The 18363-nt window shown below is 45.7% G+C and carries 15 protein-coding genes; all 15 read right to left on the reverse strand.

Features of this window, described 5'->3' with window-relative positions:
- Window positions 1-148: 148 nt before the first annotated feature.
- On the reverse strand, window positions 149-4033 hold the full coding sequence (locus tag AACV20_RS02485) for a YhdP family protein (RefSeq protein ID WP_170907913.1): 3885 nt from the start codon (window positions 4031-4033) through the stop codon (window positions 149-151).
- 10 nt (window positions 4034-4043) lie between these two features.
- The gene (gene rng / locus AACV20_RS02490) at window positions 4044-5513 is read right to left on the reverse strand and encodes a ribonuclease G (protein WP_017047090.1); all 1470 of its coding nucleotides are present in this window, start codon (window positions 5511-5513) and stop codon (window positions 4044-4046) included.
- Window positions 5514-5535: 22 nt separating this feature from the next.
- Complete coding sequence (locus tag AACV20_RS02495; RefSeq protein WP_026027832.1) at window positions 5536-6102, reverse strand: Maf family protein; 567 nt, start codon at window positions 6100-6102, stop codon at window positions 5536-5538.
- On the reverse strand, window positions 6099-6587 hold the full coding sequence (gene mreD, locus AACV20_RS02500; RefSeq protein WP_013857872.1) for a rod shape-determining protein MreD: 489 nt from the start codon (window positions 6585-6587) through the stop codon (window positions 6099-6101). The genes AACV20_RS02495 and mreD overlap by 4 nt, the downstream gene beginning before the upstream one ends.
- Window positions 6577-7464, reverse strand: coding sequence for a rod shape-determining protein MreC (mreC, locus tag AACV20_RS02505; RefSeq protein WP_013857873.1), 888 nt, complete (start codon window positions 7462-7464; stop codon window positions 6577-6579). The genes mreD and mreC overlap by 11 nt, the downstream gene beginning before the upstream one ends.
- 51 nt (window positions 7465-7515) lie before the next feature.
- Complete coding sequence (locus AACV20_RS02510; RefSeq protein ID WP_013857874.1) at window positions 7516-8559, reverse strand: rod shape-determining protein; 1044 nt, start codon at window positions 8557-8559, stop codon at window positions 7516-7518.
- Between the two features lie 170 nt (window positions 8560-8729).
- Window positions 8730-13181, reverse strand: coding sequence for a DUF6701 domain-containing protein (locus AACV20_RS02515; protein WP_170907914.1), 4452 nt, complete (start codon window positions 13179-13181; stop codon window positions 8730-8732).
- Entirely contained in the window at window positions 13178-13597 is a 420-nt protein-coding gene (locus tag AACV20_RS02520) for an MSHA biogenesis protein MshP (RefSeq protein WP_170907915.1), read from the reverse strand. The genes AACV20_RS02515 and AACV20_RS02520 overlap by 4 nt, the downstream gene beginning before the upstream one ends.
- A complete protein-coding gene (locus AACV20_RS02525; protein WP_170907916.1) occupies window positions 13569-14339 on the reverse strand; it encodes a PilW family protein in 771 nt (256 codons plus the stop codon). Before AACV20_RS02525 ends, AACV20_RS02520 begins: the two co-directional genes overlap by 29 nt.
- Window positions 14339-14896: a type IV pilus modification PilV family protein gene (locus AACV20_RS02530; RefSeq protein ID WP_170907917.1), complete on the reverse strand. Its 558-nt coding sequence runs from the start codon at window positions 14894-14896 to the stop codon at window positions 14339-14341. The genes AACV20_RS02525 and AACV20_RS02530 overlap by 1 nt, the downstream gene beginning before the upstream one ends.
- Entirely contained in the window at window positions 14886-15383 is a 498-nt protein-coding gene (locus AACV20_RS02535) for a prepilin-type N-terminal cleavage/methylation domain-containing protein (protein WP_170895055.1), read from the reverse strand. The genes AACV20_RS02530 and AACV20_RS02535 overlap by 11 nt, the downstream gene beginning before the upstream one ends.
- Window positions 15384-15522: 139 nt before the next feature.
- Entirely contained in the window at window positions 15523-15960 is a 438-nt protein-coding gene (locus AACV20_RS02540; RefSeq protein ID WP_170907918.1) for a type II secretion system protein, read from the reverse strand.
- Between the two features lie 37 nt (window positions 15961-15997).
- Window positions 15998-16573 (reverse strand): prepilin-type N-terminal cleavage/methylation domain-containing protein, encoded by a 576-nt coding sequence (locus AACV20_RS02545; protein WP_013857881.1) that lies wholly within the window; start codon window positions 16571-16573, stop codon window positions 15998-16000.
- A gap of 95 nt (window positions 16574-16668) precedes the next feature.
- Window positions 16669-17130, reverse strand: a complete 462-nt coding sequence (locus tag AACV20_RS02550) for an MSHA biogenesis protein MshF (RefSeq protein WP_170907919.1) — start codon at window positions 17128-17130, stop codon at window positions 16669-16671.
- Between the two features lie 10 nt (window positions 17131-17140).
- Entirely contained in the window at window positions 17141-18358 is a 1218-nt protein-coding gene (locus AACV20_RS02555) for a type II secretion system F family protein (protein WP_013857883.1), read from the reverse strand.
- Window positions 18359-18363 lie beyond the last annotated feature (5 nt).

Below are 18363 nucleotides of genomic sequence, written 5' to 3' on the forward strand. Positions count from 1 at the left end.
TTTTCTGGCAATTTAAACTCGCCTCGACTACGCGAAAGCTCTTTAACAACCGGTGAATTAATTGGCCCTTTGACCTCATAATTGACTTGGGTAAAGACCTCAACCACAGGTGCAATCACGGTCGTAAACGCGATCCATGCCTACTTCCCTATTTTTCAGTCAATTTTCTCAACTTTTCTGGCAATTTAAACTCGCCTCGACTACGCGAAAGCTCTTTAACAACCGGTGAATTAATTGGCCCTTTGACCTCATAATTGACTTGGGTAAAGACCTCAACCACAGGTGCAATCACGGTCGTAATAGCTAGGACATACAGCGCAGTTTGCGGCGTCACCGCAAAAGCCGTCAAGACGGGAATTCCTGATGTGATGTCTGGTACAAAATTCACCTCAGCATCAACAGTACGGCTATTGAGATCCGCTAAGCCTTTAATGGTCATTTCACCGGCAACAGCATCCATTTTGATGTTGTTGGTAACAAAAATCCCTTGCGAAATTTCACCACTGCCCGTAATTGAGTTAAAGGCCATTCCTTTATCAAACACGTCACTAAAATCGAGCTGCATTTTACGGATAATGGAATCTAAACTGAATAATCCGAGTAAACGAGCGGCACCGCTGACATCAGAAACGACACCTTTACCCATAGTAGTCTCTATCTTGCCTTCTAAGCTGTCGATCTTCATTGACCAAGGCGCGCCATCCCATTCGGTTTGACTCGACATTTCAAATGGCGCTCTTTGGATACCAGAGCTGATGCCAAAGCGCTCCATCAAATCGCTATTATTGTCACCTTTCATGGTGAGATTCAGTTGAGTATGGCTACGCTCATCACCTTGTGCGTCTTTATTCAACGTCCAAGCACCATTGATAGTCACTTGATTTGAACCACTACTGATATCAATCTTCTTCCATTGCAAAGTATCACCTTGCCGTTGGAAGTCCATATTCATCTTGCCCACCTTGTAACCCTGCAACCAAAGATCATCAATGGCCAAAGTTAAGTTTGGCACCAATCGATGAAACTGTCGGTCAAAATCAGTAATAAGCGGCTCAGACTGGCGATCTTGATCAACCAATAGTGATTTTTTGGAGCTGTCCTCCAGCTCAGGAATGTAAACGTGCAAGCGTTCAAGCGAGACGGACAAATCATAAGGTTCAATATAACTCGCTTGGCCTTTTGCTTCTTGGCTCTCGAGCTGTGCGTACCAACCGAGATTTTTACGTCTGGCATTAAAATCAACATCGTGCCATTCAATTCCCGCTAGTAGAAGTGCTTTGACGTTGATGTCCACTCTCTCTGGTGGTGGGATCTCAGGAGTATTCATCTCCGCTAGAGCTGATTTTTTCTTCGGTTGAGGCTCATTGGCCAAACTCAACCATTCATCCAAATTAAAGGTATCGCTGCGGATCTGCGCATGGTGGCCAACCACTGGGCTGATTTTGAAATTGCCGCTCCCTACTATGAGATTGGTGGCTGTCAGGCGTGGTTTTTTCGATGTGATATCGATTTCAGCTTGGTATTTCGCTTGTGGTAATTGTAGGCGAGCGGTGATCGACTCTTGGTTACCCGATGCTTGCAAGTGAGCTTTGCCTGCCACGTTGAAGGCTTTTTTTAGCGGGTAAGGGTAATCACTTTCTACCATTTTTAAATCGGCTAAGGTGTCGATTTGATAAGTGAAACCGACATCATTGAGCTGAATATCAACGCCCATTTGCCAAGGAGCATGCCCTTTTAAACGGTTTAGCCAGCGCTCACCGACAAAAGGCGTCAGGGGTTTAATATCCCAGTCTCCCACCACATCAATATTCACCGCGTAACCTTGGCTGGCATTTTCACCTTTAAAATCAATCGCGATCGGTTGAGTCAGCAGATCAGCCGACAAACCGGCTGCCGTCACAACGTCATTATCAAATTCAATTTTGCCAGAGACACCCTCAAGCACCATTGGCGGTGCATCAATTTCCACGTGGTTATTATTTAAATTCGCCCAACCCCACGCTCGGGGTTCCTGCTCACTATCAAAAGGAATACGAAGCTGAAATTCAGATTGCACTTCGCCACTGACTTGAATCGCCGTTAACGCCGCTCCCACCGAATCCACTAAAGGCGTTGAGGTCATATAGTCGCGTACGGCATTGCCTTGGGCTGTTGCACTGGCTTCGATTTCGATGTGTCCACCTTCGGCTAGCTCAGGTATTCGCCCTGTGATCCGCTGGGCAGTGACATCCATTAAGGTCGCAGAGTGTGAATCAAGGTACATCGCATCGTTTTCAAACAGCAGATCGAGTTGCAAATTGGTGATCGGCGGCCACGCCGTATCAAAACTAAATTTCGCCTCTTTTAAACCAACCCAAGCTTGGAATACGCCAGTGTTTTGTTGGTAGGGAAAATCGCCAAGTTCACCATACCAAAGCAGTTTAGCGGTGTTGGCTTTACCGCCTTGAATCGCAGTAGAGAGATAGTCTGTTAACTTGCGCCCCAATGCTAAGGTGGGCAAATAACGCCAAGTTTCACCTGCATTGTATAAGTCCGCTTCCGCATAAAATGAAAGTAAAGGGCTGCGTTTTTCAGGAAAATCGAGACGAAATGATCCAAGCACTTGTAAGTCAGGCGTCGCCGCAGTCACTTTACTGGCCCACAATGACCAGCCATCGGCTTGCTTTTGCCACACAACATCGGCTTCACCTTGACGAATATTCAATGGTGCTTGGAAAACATCACCATAAGGTAACACGTCATCAATCAGCGTCACTTTGGCGCGAGCACTCTCCATGCTACCTGCAATGGAGGCTTTGAGATGGTGTACTTGTGGCAATAACTGCCATTGTGCCATGGCGCCATCACTGAGTTCAGCCGAATAACGAAGCGATTGCAGGCTATCTCCTTTGCTGAGCCGAATATCTTCTAAGGTGCCCCCCAAATCCAATAGCTGCAAAAGCTCGTTCGTTTTGCTGGAATCGGGCATCATTTTCACAAAGGGAAGCAAAGTTTTTATGTCCAACTGAGATAAGTTCAAACGCCATTGCGTCGGTTGCCATTCAAACGCGACATCAAGTTTAGGCCACACTTCGTCATCCGTGCGCAACTGAAGTGAGTAAGCGTTAACTTGCCATCCTTGTTCAATAGGTAACAGTTTGATGATTCCCGACTCTAACAGCAATTCATGCTGACGCTCTTCACCCCAAACCAGTTCAGAGGGCTCAAGTTCGACATAGCCATCTTTGGGTTGGTTATGTTCTAAGGTCAGCCATGCATTAAAACTCACCTGTCCTTTCTTAATGCCGGTTTCGTCTTTGAGATAACGAGTCAACCACGGGTTTATTTTGATATTGTCAGCGCTAACATAGAAGCGACCTGAAATATCGCGTAGTGAACCATGATCTTCAAAGTTAGCACTCACTAACAGAGAGTTAATACTGGTATCAGCGATGCTCACCACGCCTTCAGCTTTATGTTGCTGAGCGTTATTTTTCCACCGAAGACGTTCAATATCTAACTGGCGAATCTCCCCCGCGACAGATTGATAGAAAACCGTCGAGTCGAGTAGCGCAAAATCATCCAATTGCCGCAACAGTAGGTTGTCTAAACGCTGAATGACATTACCTTGTGTGCGGCTCTGTTGGTTATCTTCAGCCTGTAGCTCAAGCCAGTTTACCGAGCGAATATCCAATTTGAGTTGATGAATACTGAGATCCGCGACCACAGGTTGCATTTGCAGTATTGACTGAATGAGGTCAAATTCAACATCGATTTGTTGCGCAGAAAAGTGAATTTGCGATCCATCAGGTAGCTTTGCTTTTAGCCCCTTAAGTGCAATTGACGGGTGAGTATTACGCCAAAAACCAGTGACCTCACTTAATTCAAATTCAAAACCTGAATTTTGGTTGATCAACGTTTGTATTTCGCCTTGGAAACGATTCATTTGTGGCAAAAACACACGCAAGGTGGTGACAGCAACAGCCAGCACCACTAGCACGCAAACGATAAACCACAATACTATTCGCCAAAGGCGCGTAAAAGTTGAGATCACAAAAGCCCTACTACATCATCACAACGTCAAATTGTTCTTGAATATAAAGTGGCTCCGCTTGGATACGCACTTCTTTTCCAATAAACACTTCCAACTCAGCAAGAGCATGAGACTCATCACCTTGCAAGGTTTCTGCCACCGCAGGGGATGCGTAAACCACAAATTTATCCGCATCGTAAGCGCGGTTGACACGCGTGATTTCACGTAAGATTTCGAAACAGACGGTTTCAACGGTTTTCACACTGCCGCGGCCTTCACAGGTTGGACAACTTGAACATAACACGTGTTCAATACTTTCACGGGTGCGCTTACGCGTCATCTCCACCAAGCCTAACTGCGTAAAACCATTAATATTCGTTTTGACGCGATCTTTAACCAGGGCGGCATCTAAGGAGTTGAGCACTCGCTTACGGTGCTCTTCAGACATCATATCGATAAAATCAATAATGATGATGCCCCCTAAGTTGCGCAAACGTAATTGACGGGCAATGGCTTGGGTCGCTTCAACATTGGTATTAAAAATGGTTTCTTCGAGGTTACGACGGCCAACAAACGCGCCAGTATTGATATCAATCGTGGTCATGGCTTCGGTTTGGTCGATGATAAGGTATCCACCAGACTTGAGCTCCACTTTACGCTCGAGAGAACGCTGAACCTCGTTTTCGGTGTCGTACATATCAAAAATAGGCTTGTCACCTTCATACAGTTCAAGCTTATCGGTTAACTCAGGCACAAACTCTGAGGTGAACTCTTTGAGGTTCTCAAATTCAAGGCGCGAATCGACTAAGATCCGCGTCAAATCAGTGCCGACAAAATCTCGTAAAATACGCTGAGCTAAACCCAATTCGCCATACAGTGTCGAGCGTGTTTTGTATTTAACTCGACGCTCCAACACTTTCAGCCATAGCCGTTTAAGAAAGGCGGCATCTTGTGAAAGCTCTTTCTCATCAGCCCCTTCAGCGGCGGTACGAATAATGAACCCACCGTGCTCATCACAATAATGAGCCACGACTTTTTTGAGACGATCACGCTCTGATTCACTTTCAATGCGTTGTGAGACACCAACATGACTTGCGCCGGGCATAAAAACGAGATAGCGCGAAGGTAGGGTAATATCTGTCGTTAAACGGGCGCCTTTAGTGCCTAATGGATCTTTGACCACTTGCACCACGATATCTTGGCCTTGACGAACTAGCTCTGAAATATCACGAACTTGAAACTGCTGTTTTTCGTTCTCAGCCACACATTCAGTATGAGGAACAATGTCAGAAGCGTGAAGAAAAGCGGCCTTGTCTAAACCAATATCGACAAAGGCGGCCTGCATTCCGGGAAGAACTCGGCTGACTTTTCCTTTGTAAATATTGCCCACAATGCCGCGTTTCGCTTCTCGCTCAATGTGGACCTCTTGAAGAACTCCGCCTTCAATCATCGCCACTCGAGTTTCACTCGGGGTGACGTTTAGTAGCAACTCTGCACTCATGAGTACACCTCAATGTTTTTAATTATATAAATTCGTGCAAGAGCTGGTCAGTTTCGAATAATGGTAATCCTACAACAGCGTAATAGCTGCCCTCGATCTTCGTTACAAATCGTCCACCCAATCCTTGAATGCCATAACTGCCAGCCTTATCGCAAGGTTCACCCGATTGCCAATATTGTTCTATTTCTTCATCTGACAAAGGTTTAAACCATACATCCGTCGTTACCACGACGGATTTAGAATGATCATGTGTTGCTACGGTTACGGCTGTCATCACTTGATGTTTTGTACCAGATAAGCTGCGTAACATCTGTTGTGCTTGAGCAAAATCAGCAGGTTTTTCAAGTACTGTTTCACCTTGCACGACTATGGTATCAGACCCAATAACTATCGAAGCAGGGTTGGATAAAGCAACACCAGCCAGTGCCTTATCACGTGATAAACGTTCAACATACACTGCTGGGGCTTCATGCTCATTACGGCATTCTTCAACGTTGGGCACCACAATATCAAACTGATAACCCAGTTGAGTCAGTAACTCTCGTCTTCTTGGCGAGCCAGAAGCTAATACAATTTTTTTATTCATCATCTAAGGTGCCAGTGGCGTCGCACACGACGAAGCAGTAGGAACATCCAAGGCCATAATATGCAATTGATCATACCAACCCATAGTGAGAGCGGGTTAAATGTCACATCTTGAATTAAATATTCGCCGCAAAAGATCAGCACTTCAAGCAACATAGATAACACGCCAATGATTACGGCTTGTTGCCATAACGCCATATTACGCAGCACTAAGAAGTTAATCGCCACTAAGTAGACAACAATGGCCATCATCATGCCACGAATGCCCAATGTTGAACCAAGCAGCAGATCCCATAACAAACCAAGGATCAAAGCCGACCCTACGTTGACTCGATGCGGCAACGCTAAAACCCAATAGCATGTCACCAGCAGTAACCACGATGGGCGCAGTAGATCCAGCTCACCCGGCCAAGGGATAGTTTGTAAAACCAGAGCAAAGAGAAATGATGCACCAATCACCAATTTACTTTTCACGACACTACTGGCCATCGGTTGCTTCCTCTAACATTTTCTCTGGTGTAACTTGCAATACTTTCTGTTGCCTATCTTCGTTAGGCCAGATCAACAGCAAATAACGTAGACGATCAAAATCCACCACGGGATCGGCGGTGATCGACGCAAATTCACGCTGAGTATCTTTGTCGACCACCGAAACGTGTGCGACAGGATAACCTTCAGGATATACGCCCCCTAAACCTGATGTGACGAGCAAGTCACCCACTTCAATATCGGTGCTGGTGGGAATGTGTTCCAATTGAATACGATCCACCTGGCCATTCCCTGAAGCAATCACTCGAATATCATTACGAATAATTTGCACTGGAATCGCACTATTGGTGTCAGTCAGCAACAACACCCGGCTGTTATGCGCCGCCACAAAAGTCACTTGGCCAACAATACCTTTGTCGTTGATAACGGGTTGCCCTTCGTAAACGCCATCCGTTCGCCCTTTATCAATCACAACTTGATGACGATAAGGTGAGGTATCGACCGCCATCACCTCAGTGACAACCTTCTTTTCATCACGAACAAAAGAAGATCCAAGCAATTTACGTAACCGTTGGTTCTCTTCTCGGTATTGATCAAACAAGATCAAATCACTTTTCAAGGTGATCGCTTCTCGCTTTAAACGTTGATTCGATTCAATCAGTTTTTGATGAGTGGCGAATCGCTCATACAGATCATCAAACATGCTGCGCGGTAAATCCGCCATGTATTGAATGGGAGCCACTAAGCTATTAAGAAAAAAACGAACGTTGGAAAAAGCACCTAAACGACTATCAGCCAGCATAAGACTGGCTGATAAAATCACGGCAAAAAAGAGACGTAGCTGAAGAGATGGTCCTCGACCAAATATTGGCTTCATTCTATAAAAATCCTAGATGTCATGATGGGAGCTTTACGGCTCCCAAAGCCATTATTCTTCGCTAAATAGGTCGCCACCGTGCATATCGATCATTTCCAACGCTTTACCGCCACCAAGGGCAACACAGGTTAGAGGATTATCGGCAACCACGACTGGTATTCCCGTTTCTTCGGTCAAGAGGCGGTCGATATCTTTGAGCAGCGCTCCACCACCGGTTAATACCATACCATTTTCTGAGATATCAGAAGCAAGCTCTGGCGGACACTGTTCAAGCGCAACCATCACCGCAGAAACAATACCGGAAAGCGGTTCTTGCAGTGCTTCTAAGATTTCATTGGAGTTAAGAGTAAAGCTACGAGGGACCCCTTCAGCAAGGTTACGACCACGAACTTCAATCTCCATCACTTCATCGCCGGGGTAAGCCGAGCCAATTTCATGTTTGATTTTCTCTGCGGTCGCTTCACCGATTAAGCTGCCGTAGTTACGACGCACATAATTGATAATCGCTTCATCAAAACGGTCACCGCCGATACGCACAGAGGAAGAGTAAACCACACCGTTCAAGGAAATAACGGCAACTTCAGTCGTACCGCCACCGATATCGACCACCATTGAACCCGTTGGTTCAGAAACACGCAGACCAGCTCCGATGGCCGCCGCCATAGGCTCATCAATCAAATACACTTCACGCGCGCCAGCACCGAGTGCTGATTCACGAATCGCACGGCGTTCAACTTGGGTGGAGCCACAAGGCACACACACCAGAACGCGAGGGCTTGGTTTGAGTACACTGTTGTCATGCACCTGCTTGATGAAGTGTTGCAACATTTTTTCGGTCACGTAGAAATCCGCAATCACGCCGTCTTTCATAGGACGAATTGCAGAAATATTCCCCGGCGTACGACCAAGCATCTGCTTAGCGGCATGACCGACAGCAGCAACGCTTTTTCCACCACGACCTTTATCTTGGCGAATAGCAACAACGGAAGGCTCGTCGAGGACAATACCTTGTCCTTTAACGTATATAAGAGTATTGGCGGTACCTAAATCGATCGATAGATCGTTGGAAAACATGCCACGCAGTTTTTTGAACATATTCTTCGCTCGTCCTGCAAGAATTAGAAGATAGAAAATTGCACTAAATGTACCAATGCCTTGCGATCACAGCAAGGCGTTGACGCATAAACATGGACTGAAACACGCAATTTCTAACAGATTCCTAACTTAGGTAGAAAAATCTCTATGAATTTGTGTGAATTATCCGGTTAATTTTTTTCACGCCACCAGATTACCCGGTCGCTGCCTCGGTACAATCCAAACTGTACTCGGCCTGAGATACTGTCTTCAAAGCTATCATTAGCATCAGCATCAACACGTAACCAAGGTAACAAAGTTGAAAGATCGTAGCTGTTCGCGACAACACCAGTATTCGCCGAACCTGGCGGAGTATAATCCACACTGCTCACTCCAGAACTTAAATCACCAGCCAATGTCACTTTTACTTCTGGCGGTATCGGTGTGCCATTTTTCAGCACAGTAAAATCCGAGGAATTGAAAACAAAATCATCAATTGTGGGGAGACTGGTACAACTGTCAGCTTTATTTAAAACAAAGCTATTGGAGGTGAAGTATTCACTGGTAATAGGTTGACTTAAGCCACTAGTTTCTGGGCCATAAGTGTCGTGGATCACCAGTTTTCCCCAACGCTGATTCTGACTCTCTGAATATGGAAAATCATAGCCAATACACCCCGAACCACCGCTTGTTTGATAGCACACACCGTCTAAATCTTTCGTATCATCAATCGAGAGCTGTAAAATCACTCCCTCAGCGATAGGCTCTACCGGAGCGTAAGGCTTGTCATAGCGAATTTGAGCATTTTCAAGCCGAGCAATAAAGTTACTTGCATCAATAACCACACTTCCCGGCCAAGCAAATCCCTCCTGCGGATTTAATAATCCCGGTGTTTCAGTATCAGTAATATTAAAACCTGAACTTTGCGCTGAAAAATTTCGATAGAGCCAAGGATTACTGTATCGCCACCAGCTACCAATCTTATAATTCTCCGTCTCACCTTCGCCATTAGTACCCAATTCATCGTAAAATCGCCCTGCTACCGCAACTTCAGGTAACCGATCAAATTTCATTGCCTGCCCCAAATAAGTGAAAGTGCTACATGCTTGAGAAAAACTAGGAGTATTACCCTCTAGGTGTAAATAATAGGGAGTAAAACGGCCTGTAGACCCAGTTGAGGCAACCGAGATCGGCAAATTAGCCGCAGTTAAATCTAAGCCAAGATAGGATGTGGGCGGGGCTAATAAAAAATCAAACACACCAACTTCAGTCACACTCTGTTGAACGGTTGTAACCTCTCCCAGCTCATGATCGTAATTCAGTGTACCAATAGAACCAGCAGAACCACCAGCTGGCTCTCTCAGTACATGATCCAGAGTTATTGATTGCTGTTGGTAATTAGTTAAACCCAAATTATTGGTAAAATCATTATCTTCATTGGGCTCAGCCGCCACCGCTTTGATATTAAGATTAAATCCTTCCCCAGCCCTTGCAAAAACCAAACAGCTTAAGTCAGCAGCAGGGCACTTTCCATCTGGATGAGCTAAGTTATAAGAGTGATTGGTGCTAAGCACCAACGCACGAGGAACTCGTATAAAAGTCGTTTGACCTGTTAGTTGCAAATCCTGCTCATCACCACTCCCCGTTAAACGAGCATTCAAAGCAAGGCTACCAGCCTCACGATAGGATACGTTAATGCTCGCCTCACCATTTTGGTTGAAATTGAGCACCACTGGCGTTGCAGTATTGGATGACTGCCCTACCGCCACACTATTCACACCAACCGATAAAGCGCTAAAACCTTGCCCCCCATTAGGGCTCAAGTAATCACTCCAAAAGGAAACGGGTTTTTGTACATTTTGAAAACTAGGCAAACACAGTTGTGAAGCGTTATCTTTTCGTACCGCTTTAATGGTCCCAGTTACCGATTGATTGGCATAGGAATTAGGTACATCCAAAATGAAGCCACTGTCAGCAAAGTTCATCGTGCAGTTACTGGCCAAAAAGGGGCCAGCATTCCCATTGTGGCTGCATAAAGTGTTATTGAAAGACATAGCCGTGGGAACGGAACCAGAAACATCAACGGTGACATTACCTGCGCTGTTACGCCTAAGTTGGGTGTTACCAACCCCATTGCTAAATGAGATAGTTGAACCATTGACCCAACCGCCCGTTGCACTAGGTAGAGAGTTAGGGACTAAATAAGCAATAACCGGATCGGTAAATAAGTTATTGCAATTTTCATCAGCACACGCCGTCACAGACACGTCAGAGGCTGCACAAGTTAGACCTTGTGCTGGCAAAGAGATGCGAAAGTGATTAATTTGCTCACCAACTGGACGAGAATTGAGCGCACAGACTTCGAAATTATCAATTTCATGGTTATTAGTCGAAGAGCCTGTAGAACCTGTGATGGACATAAACAGATCCGTAGGAACATTTTGTTGCGCCGCAAATGACATCACATCAACTGGCCCAATTAAAGTTTGCCAACTGTCAGTACCAACTTTACGGCTTACAGTCACCAGCGACGTTGAAGCTTGAGTTGAGTCAATAACAATTCGGTAGCGGTGCTGAGGATTACCATTGGTATTGTCTACCCTCGGATTTAGGCAATCTCCATTGGTATTGGTTGTGCCGTTATTACACGTGCCTGCCAAATAGTTATAACCGCTATAGCCGGAACCAGACCCCCTTAATACAACGGCTTGCCGCCTACGACCTGGGCCATCCCCGCCACCTTCGATCGAATAGTTACCATATTCATCCAATCCAATGCCTAACCAGCCGCCCGCAAATCCGGGTTTTTGCTCATTGACTTTATAACCAAAACCTAAAGGCCCACCAAATGCCCCAACTTGAGGAGTGACAGAGGCATCAGAAAAGACAATCGCCACCCCATCTGCGCCATTACCACCATAAGCAAAATAGTCAAATTCAACCTCTACACGGTTCCCTGCCGCTGGGAAAATGCGTTGGAATGTTGAGGCTGTGGCTTGGTTTTGCACCGCTTGTGTTAATCGCATGCGATTATTGGTGATTGAAGGTGTAAAGTTGCCACTGCTACTGAATACTCGCCACTGCTCATCCAACGGCTGACTTTGGAAATCATCGCTAAAGCATTGCAACCCAGCGCTTTGGCACAAATGGCGCTCGTTATACAAATCCAGAATCTGACCATCCGTTAGTGCTTGATTATAAATAGCCACTTCATCAAGCCTTCCAGAAAAACTTCGGCTATCGGAATTATAATCTCGACCAATCTCCAAATTCAGAGTATTGGTTTTTAGCGGTTGGTTATCATTGCTCCTCGCAGCAACCACACCATTAATATAGATTTTTTGTCGCTCATTACCATTAGCTGAACGGTTATAACGAATGGTGATATGAGTCCAAGTATTTAGCGGAATAACATCGGATGTGGTTAGTGTATTAGCACCGCCAGAACTTCTCTCCCAGTACCAGAAAACTCGCCCTTGGCTATTAAGGTGGAATTCGTAGTTAGTATCTTTCGCCACTATGGTATGCAAGCCACCATTCGGCGGTCGGCTGACGGGGTACACCCACACAGATATCGTTAACTGCTCAGAAAAGGATAGTTTGTTATCATGCGCCACTTGCACATATTGGTTTTGGTTGGCAATAAACTCGCCATAGCCACAAGTACCGTAATTATTAACATTGGCGGGTAGCGCTGGTGATTGGGAACTGGTGAGCGCGCCATTCATCGCTCGACCATTAAGCGATGTGCCAAATGCATTTTTGACTTCGTTGGAGACACCGCTCCACTGCACTTCATCAAAATGATAGCGAGCAACAGGAGAAGGAGCACAAGCATTCAGTGGGTTAGATATGGGGGAACATGTACCAGTAATTGAACTATTGTTGACATTAACTTGGCCACCAGCATTATTGGTTGCCGCATTAAAATCACCATAAGCCGTTGAGTCATTTAAGGTGATATCGTTAGAGGTAGTACTAATACTGACCTGAGAATCAGGTCTTCCTAGCTGGCTATTGTTAGCTGTGAAATGACTTGCCCCTGATACAGAACCGGAAGTCATATCCACCGAATTAAACGTCACAGAGTTATTAGAGGTCATCGTAATATTACCGCTATACACTCCCCCGGTAATTACAACCCCTGATTGAGCCGTAATATTACCAACCACATTCGCGCTCGTAATCACAACAGTATTATTATTACTGGTTAAATTACCCTGCACGCTACCGCCGTTGATAATGACGTTTCCTCCCGTCGTAACATTACCAATTAAATTGGTGTTATTGAAAGTTACGTTGCTGCTGCTGGCTGAAACATCCCCATAAATCGTATTTTGAGAGCCTTGGCTGGTTATCGTTCCATAGTTGGCTTGCAGGCTTATCCTATTTGATGCGTTACCCACTTGGTTATTAATCAAATAAAAACCGTCATTGGCGATCAGTGTTGAGTCAACATCGGCGACAATCACATCACCATCATTTAACGTCACTTGACCATTACCGCTACAGGTATAACTGTTGCCAGATTTTTGCCACGAGGTATTACAAGGAGGATATTGATTATTGGATAAATTATATTGTTGGGCACAAACCCCACTGCTCATGAACAGTATGCTAATCAGCCATTTATAGTGGATCACTTTTTCACCCCTACTTCAATAACTCGCTGCAACATCCAATCACCAGACTGACAGCGCCCGGTTGAAGTCAGTTGATAGACAGTACGGCCATCATCCATTGTACCCACCAAATTACATTTAACCTGTGCGCTACATTGCGCTAATCCTTCACCTTCAAACGTGAGTGATTGTAAAGAATGAGTATGGCAACTCCCGCTAGGTGGCGTTTGATAAAAACTACTTAGTTCAACGTTGATCGCCGATCGCGCCGCCATTTCAGCCCTTGTCCCTAACACCATCGAAACCAATTGCTGGCTATTGCGCTGTTGATTACGGTTCGCGACCGATGCAACAAAGCCGACCACCAGAATGATAAAGATGACCAATACTAAGCCGCTGCCTTGCTGTTTACGGCGTGTTGTAGATAAGCGCATCATGGTCAAACTTTACCTCCTCGCCGCGGTCGGAAAATGTCAGTTCAATTTTCACTAAGCCGTTGCGTTGTAGCTCTGGCTGTGTGACGTGAAAATTAGCTTGGCTAATGTTTTCAGTCATCAATACTGGAGTGCCAAGCTGCTCAGGGCTGAGCGCACTGCGATTAAGCGTGTAATCCGCGTAACGATAAATACGACTGTTCTGATAACAAAAAGCCACTGGCGTGCGATAAAAATAGACTCGCTTAGCTGGCGATTGAATTACAAAACCAGTCGGTTGTGTCAAGGTTACATCGACCATGCTTGTGTTGTTGGGTGATGTAAAATCCACATCTGCGTTTACTTGCGCTGTTTGTCCGCTTGCACTTGGCGTTTGGCGTAGCGAAGCGGCGTTGGTTGGAAACACGACCAGACGATCGCCATTGAATACCTTTTTGTCGATCGGTAACAACCGTACAGCAGCCGAAGGCGATTGCACGGTTGGCAGGTCGCTGTAGATCGCGCTGTCAGTGATCGGCAAAAACTCAATGCAACCATTTTCTACCATCACGCTGTTTGGTACCGCTTCACGCAGTTCTCGGCTCAACCGCTCAGTAACAAAGCGCCCTTGTTGGATCAAAGCTTCACGGGCGGTGGTATCAACATAAATACCCATACTTTGGCGGATCACAGAGCCTAAAAATAACCCGACCACCGACAACAGAATAATCGCAATCACCATTTCAATCAGGGTAAAACCACGCATCAGAAATTGCCCTTAATCGCCGCAAACGGGTAGCGATTACCCTTCGGGTCAATGATCACCACAGAAACCCGCTTATAGTGAGTCAGTTGGTTAGCGTTCACTCCGCTTAGCTGCCCGCCACTGTCCTGTTCATAAAATACTTGAATCTCAACGTTATAACGTTGGTAATCAGCACTGATATCAGTGCCTAATACATCTTTAACCGATCCCGTTAGGCCATGGAAATCATCCACATCGTTGTACAACGTATTATTGGTTTCACTAGGTTCGGGACCAAGTTGCGCAATAGACGTACACATTGTTCGTCCTGATGTTGTCACTAATACACACTCAGGCAATCCGCCATTGGGGCCGGAGTTTTGGTCAAAGGCTCGGCCCATCACTTCATCCATTACCGCGCGGCCTAACTCGGCGGCTTTTACCGCCAGCACCTGTTCAGCACTTTGTTGCGAGCGAGGATAAAGCGCGGCCGTGATGCCTGTCATGGCTATTGCCGTTACCGTGATAACGATGATCATCTCAATGAGAGTAAACCCGCGCGGCGTGTTAACACGCATAAATGTACCCCTCGCTATTGATGCACACTTGGCGAGATTCACCCGATTGCAGATTATTTAAGGTAACAGTGCAGTTTGCCGTTAAGCACTGCGTGGCGCGGCCTAAACTATCAAAATCTAAAAAATAGCTGCCATCGTTATTGGTTAACGTCAGGGTGATATCGTTTTCTGCCGCATCGACAAAACTGCTGTCTGCCAGCGTACTTGGTAGTGAAGTGGTGCAAGCACCAGCAGAAACGGAAGGAGATACTTGCTGCGCTTGATTATTGCTGACCAACCAGCGATTACAGAGGTCGGTGCGCTGCATGGCGCGGTTTTGGGTTAAACGCAGTGAGGCTAACACTTCGCTTTGTGTGGTCACGCTTGAAAAGGAGGAGATGCCGGTATAACGGCTTGCGGCGTACACAGCAACAATGCCCAGCAACACAATAACCACGACCAGTTCGATCAACGTAAAACCACGCCGCGCTGCTAAATGTTGCTGCATTTTATACCTCTAGCGAAAAAACAAGTGCTTAAAGTATATAAGAAATTTCCGTAGTGGGCTTAAGTTTTACTGACTTTTGTGGGTGAGAAATAACTCTCGTTATAGATAAAATAAAGGCCAGCAATGCTGGCCTTTATTATTAGCAGCCAGTATCAATCACTGCTGTAGAATACACCGCACTGCTAGTAGCTTGATTATAAGTAACAGCACACGTTGCACTTGTGTTTGATTTAAAACCATATGTAATTGAAGTAGCACCACTGGTAGCTACGCTCCAGTCTGAATTAAGGCCGACTACTGCATTGCCAATTCCATCACTGCTAGCTTTGGGATAACCATAAACAATCTGAACATTATCCACAGCTCCCGAAGCCGCTGTTTCCAGACCATCAATCGCCGCTTTACCATATATAATACCAGCAGCTCCATCCATAGCTCCCTTTAAACCTTGTAAAGAAGCTTGGCGCGCATCGCCTTGCAAATTCAAAAAACGTGGGGCAGCGGTGACGGCGAGAATGCCGAGAATAACAATCACAACCACAAGTTCGATTAGGGTGAAACCGTTTTGTCTTTTCATAGTTACTTTCTCTCTATGTTTTAATCAATGCGCAGACTTACTGCAAAGTGACGGTCACACGACCAGTTTTTATCTCATACACAAACTGGTGCGCGGTTCCGCCCTCTTTTTGTACATAAGTACAAGTGGCTTGACCGTCATCGGCTTGTGCTGAATATTTTACATTAGCGTTATTGGCTGCATTAGCGACTGTGTCAACTTTTGGTGGGTTTTGCAGCAAATTATCCATTAAATCAATACATGACTGATCCGTAATCGCCGCTGGATAACTGGTATTATCGGTATTGAGCGCCAACGGATAACCGTCCCTAAAACCTGTTGCGGCCCCGCTGCTATCTGTAGAGCGAGTCAGCCAGAAATTGACACCATCATAGTTAACGGTGTTTTGTTTTTCCGAGCCCAAAGTCACAGAGGTTCTTGCCTGAGCTTCCCACTGAGCACGCGCCGATAGAACACCAGTAGCAAAACCACCGGCAACCCCTTCGATGCTGGCTTTTTTCGCTTCATCGGTGACATCTAAAAAGCGGGGTAGTGCTGCAACGGCTAATAAGCCGACAACCACAATCACTACGACTAATTCAACTAAGGAAAAGCCCGTTTGTTTGTTATCCATGCTCTACCTATCTCTTTGTTATTACCGTGTATTATACGCACTTGTTCTCGCATCGCTACGGGGCGAGTGCCCATTTCACTGCTTATGTCGAAAACTCATGCTGAAAAATCGACGCTTACTGTAAACTTATCCCTTAAAAGTTCAATGGTTATCACCTGTTTTTGGCTGTAAACATAGCGACATTGATACTGATTTACTTGATGTGCCGACTCAATTGAAATCACTTTGCTTTCAAGCAGTTGTTCATCTGGGTATAGCAGGCTTAACCAATAACGACAATCTATACTTGATTCATTCTCAGCCAATGGTAATACCCAGCCCGTTGCACTCATATTGAGTAATCGACCATTCGCGATTAAAGTTGAGGGCCGCCCCTTTAATAACCAATCTTGCTTATAAAAATTGGCTCTTTCTACGATTTTACTGCTCGCCACCGCTAATGCGGTTTGATTGGCTTCTTTTTCTATCGACTGCCATGCTGATAGCAAAGCCATCAAAAGAACAAATACAATCAACCCCCAAATTACGAACTGAGAACGCTCTATCGCCGTTTTCATCTGACAACCTTTATCCTTTGATCGCGTCGAGCATTCCCCACATTGGCAAAAAGATGCCAAGTGCCAGCACCAACACCATAGCGGCAACAATCACCAATAAAATCGGCTCTATGCGCGCGGTGAGGGTTTTGAGATCGTAATCCACCTCTCTATCATAGAAGTCCGCGACTTCAAGTAGCAACTCATCAATGCGCCCTGTCTCTTCACCCACCGAAATCATCTGAATAACTAATGGCGTAAAAATATTGGCGTTTACCGCGGTGGTGGATACGCTTGTTCCCGCTTCAATGGCAGCTTTCATTTCTAACAGGCGAGATTCTAGAAATTTGTTATCCAACGCTTCGGCAGATAATGCTATCGATTGGTTTAACGGCACCCCCGCTTTCAACATCAAGGCAAAAGTTCGAGAAAAACGCGCCAATTGCGCTCGGTTCACTATGCCGCCGACAATAGGCATTCTTAAGCGAAACTTATCCCACTTTTGACGCCCTGCGGCTGTGCTCAACCAAGCTCTGAAAGCAAATAAACACCCAAGCAATACGCCTATCATCATCGGCCAGTAGTTGACAAAGAAATCTGACATACCAATTAAAATGCGAGTTGGCAGCGGTAAATCAACCCCGAAACGGCTAAACATGCTAGTAAATTGTGGGATCACTTTAACGTTGAGAATGAACATCGCGACCAAAATAAAGCTGATAACAAAACTCGGATAACGCATCGCCGTTTTAATCCGTTTACGAGTTTCGACTTCTTGCTCGTAGTAATGAGACAATTGCAACAAGGCTTCATCAAGCCGCCCTGTGTTCTCACCGACGTGGATCATCGACACAAACAACGGGCTAAAGACTTTCGGGTACATCTGCATTGAGCTCGATAAACTGCGCCCGTTGGTTAGCTCATTACTAACCGCTTCCAATGCTTCTTTAAGCTGTTTATTGGCACAATTTTGGATAAGTCCTTTCATCGAGCGCAGCAGCGGCACTCCCGCCTTGGTCAAGCTGTAAAGCTGACGACAGAAGATTACCAACACCTCAAGTGGCACACTTGGGGTAAACAGCGATTTCCAATCAATCGAAAAATCAGCCCCTTGGTCTGACGAAATTAAGGTCGGAATCACGCCTTTGTTAAATAGCGCTTCCGCCGCGAGCTCTTCTGTCGGGGCATCAACATGCCCCGAGGTTTTGCTACCATCTAAATTTCGACCCTGATAACGATACGTTGGCATGAGTA

This window comes from Vibrio sp. B4-6 (genome assembly GCF_963888245.1).
Lineage (GTDB): Bacteria > Pseudomonadota > Gammaproteobacteria > Enterobacterales > Vibrionaceae > Vibrio > Vibrio anguillarum.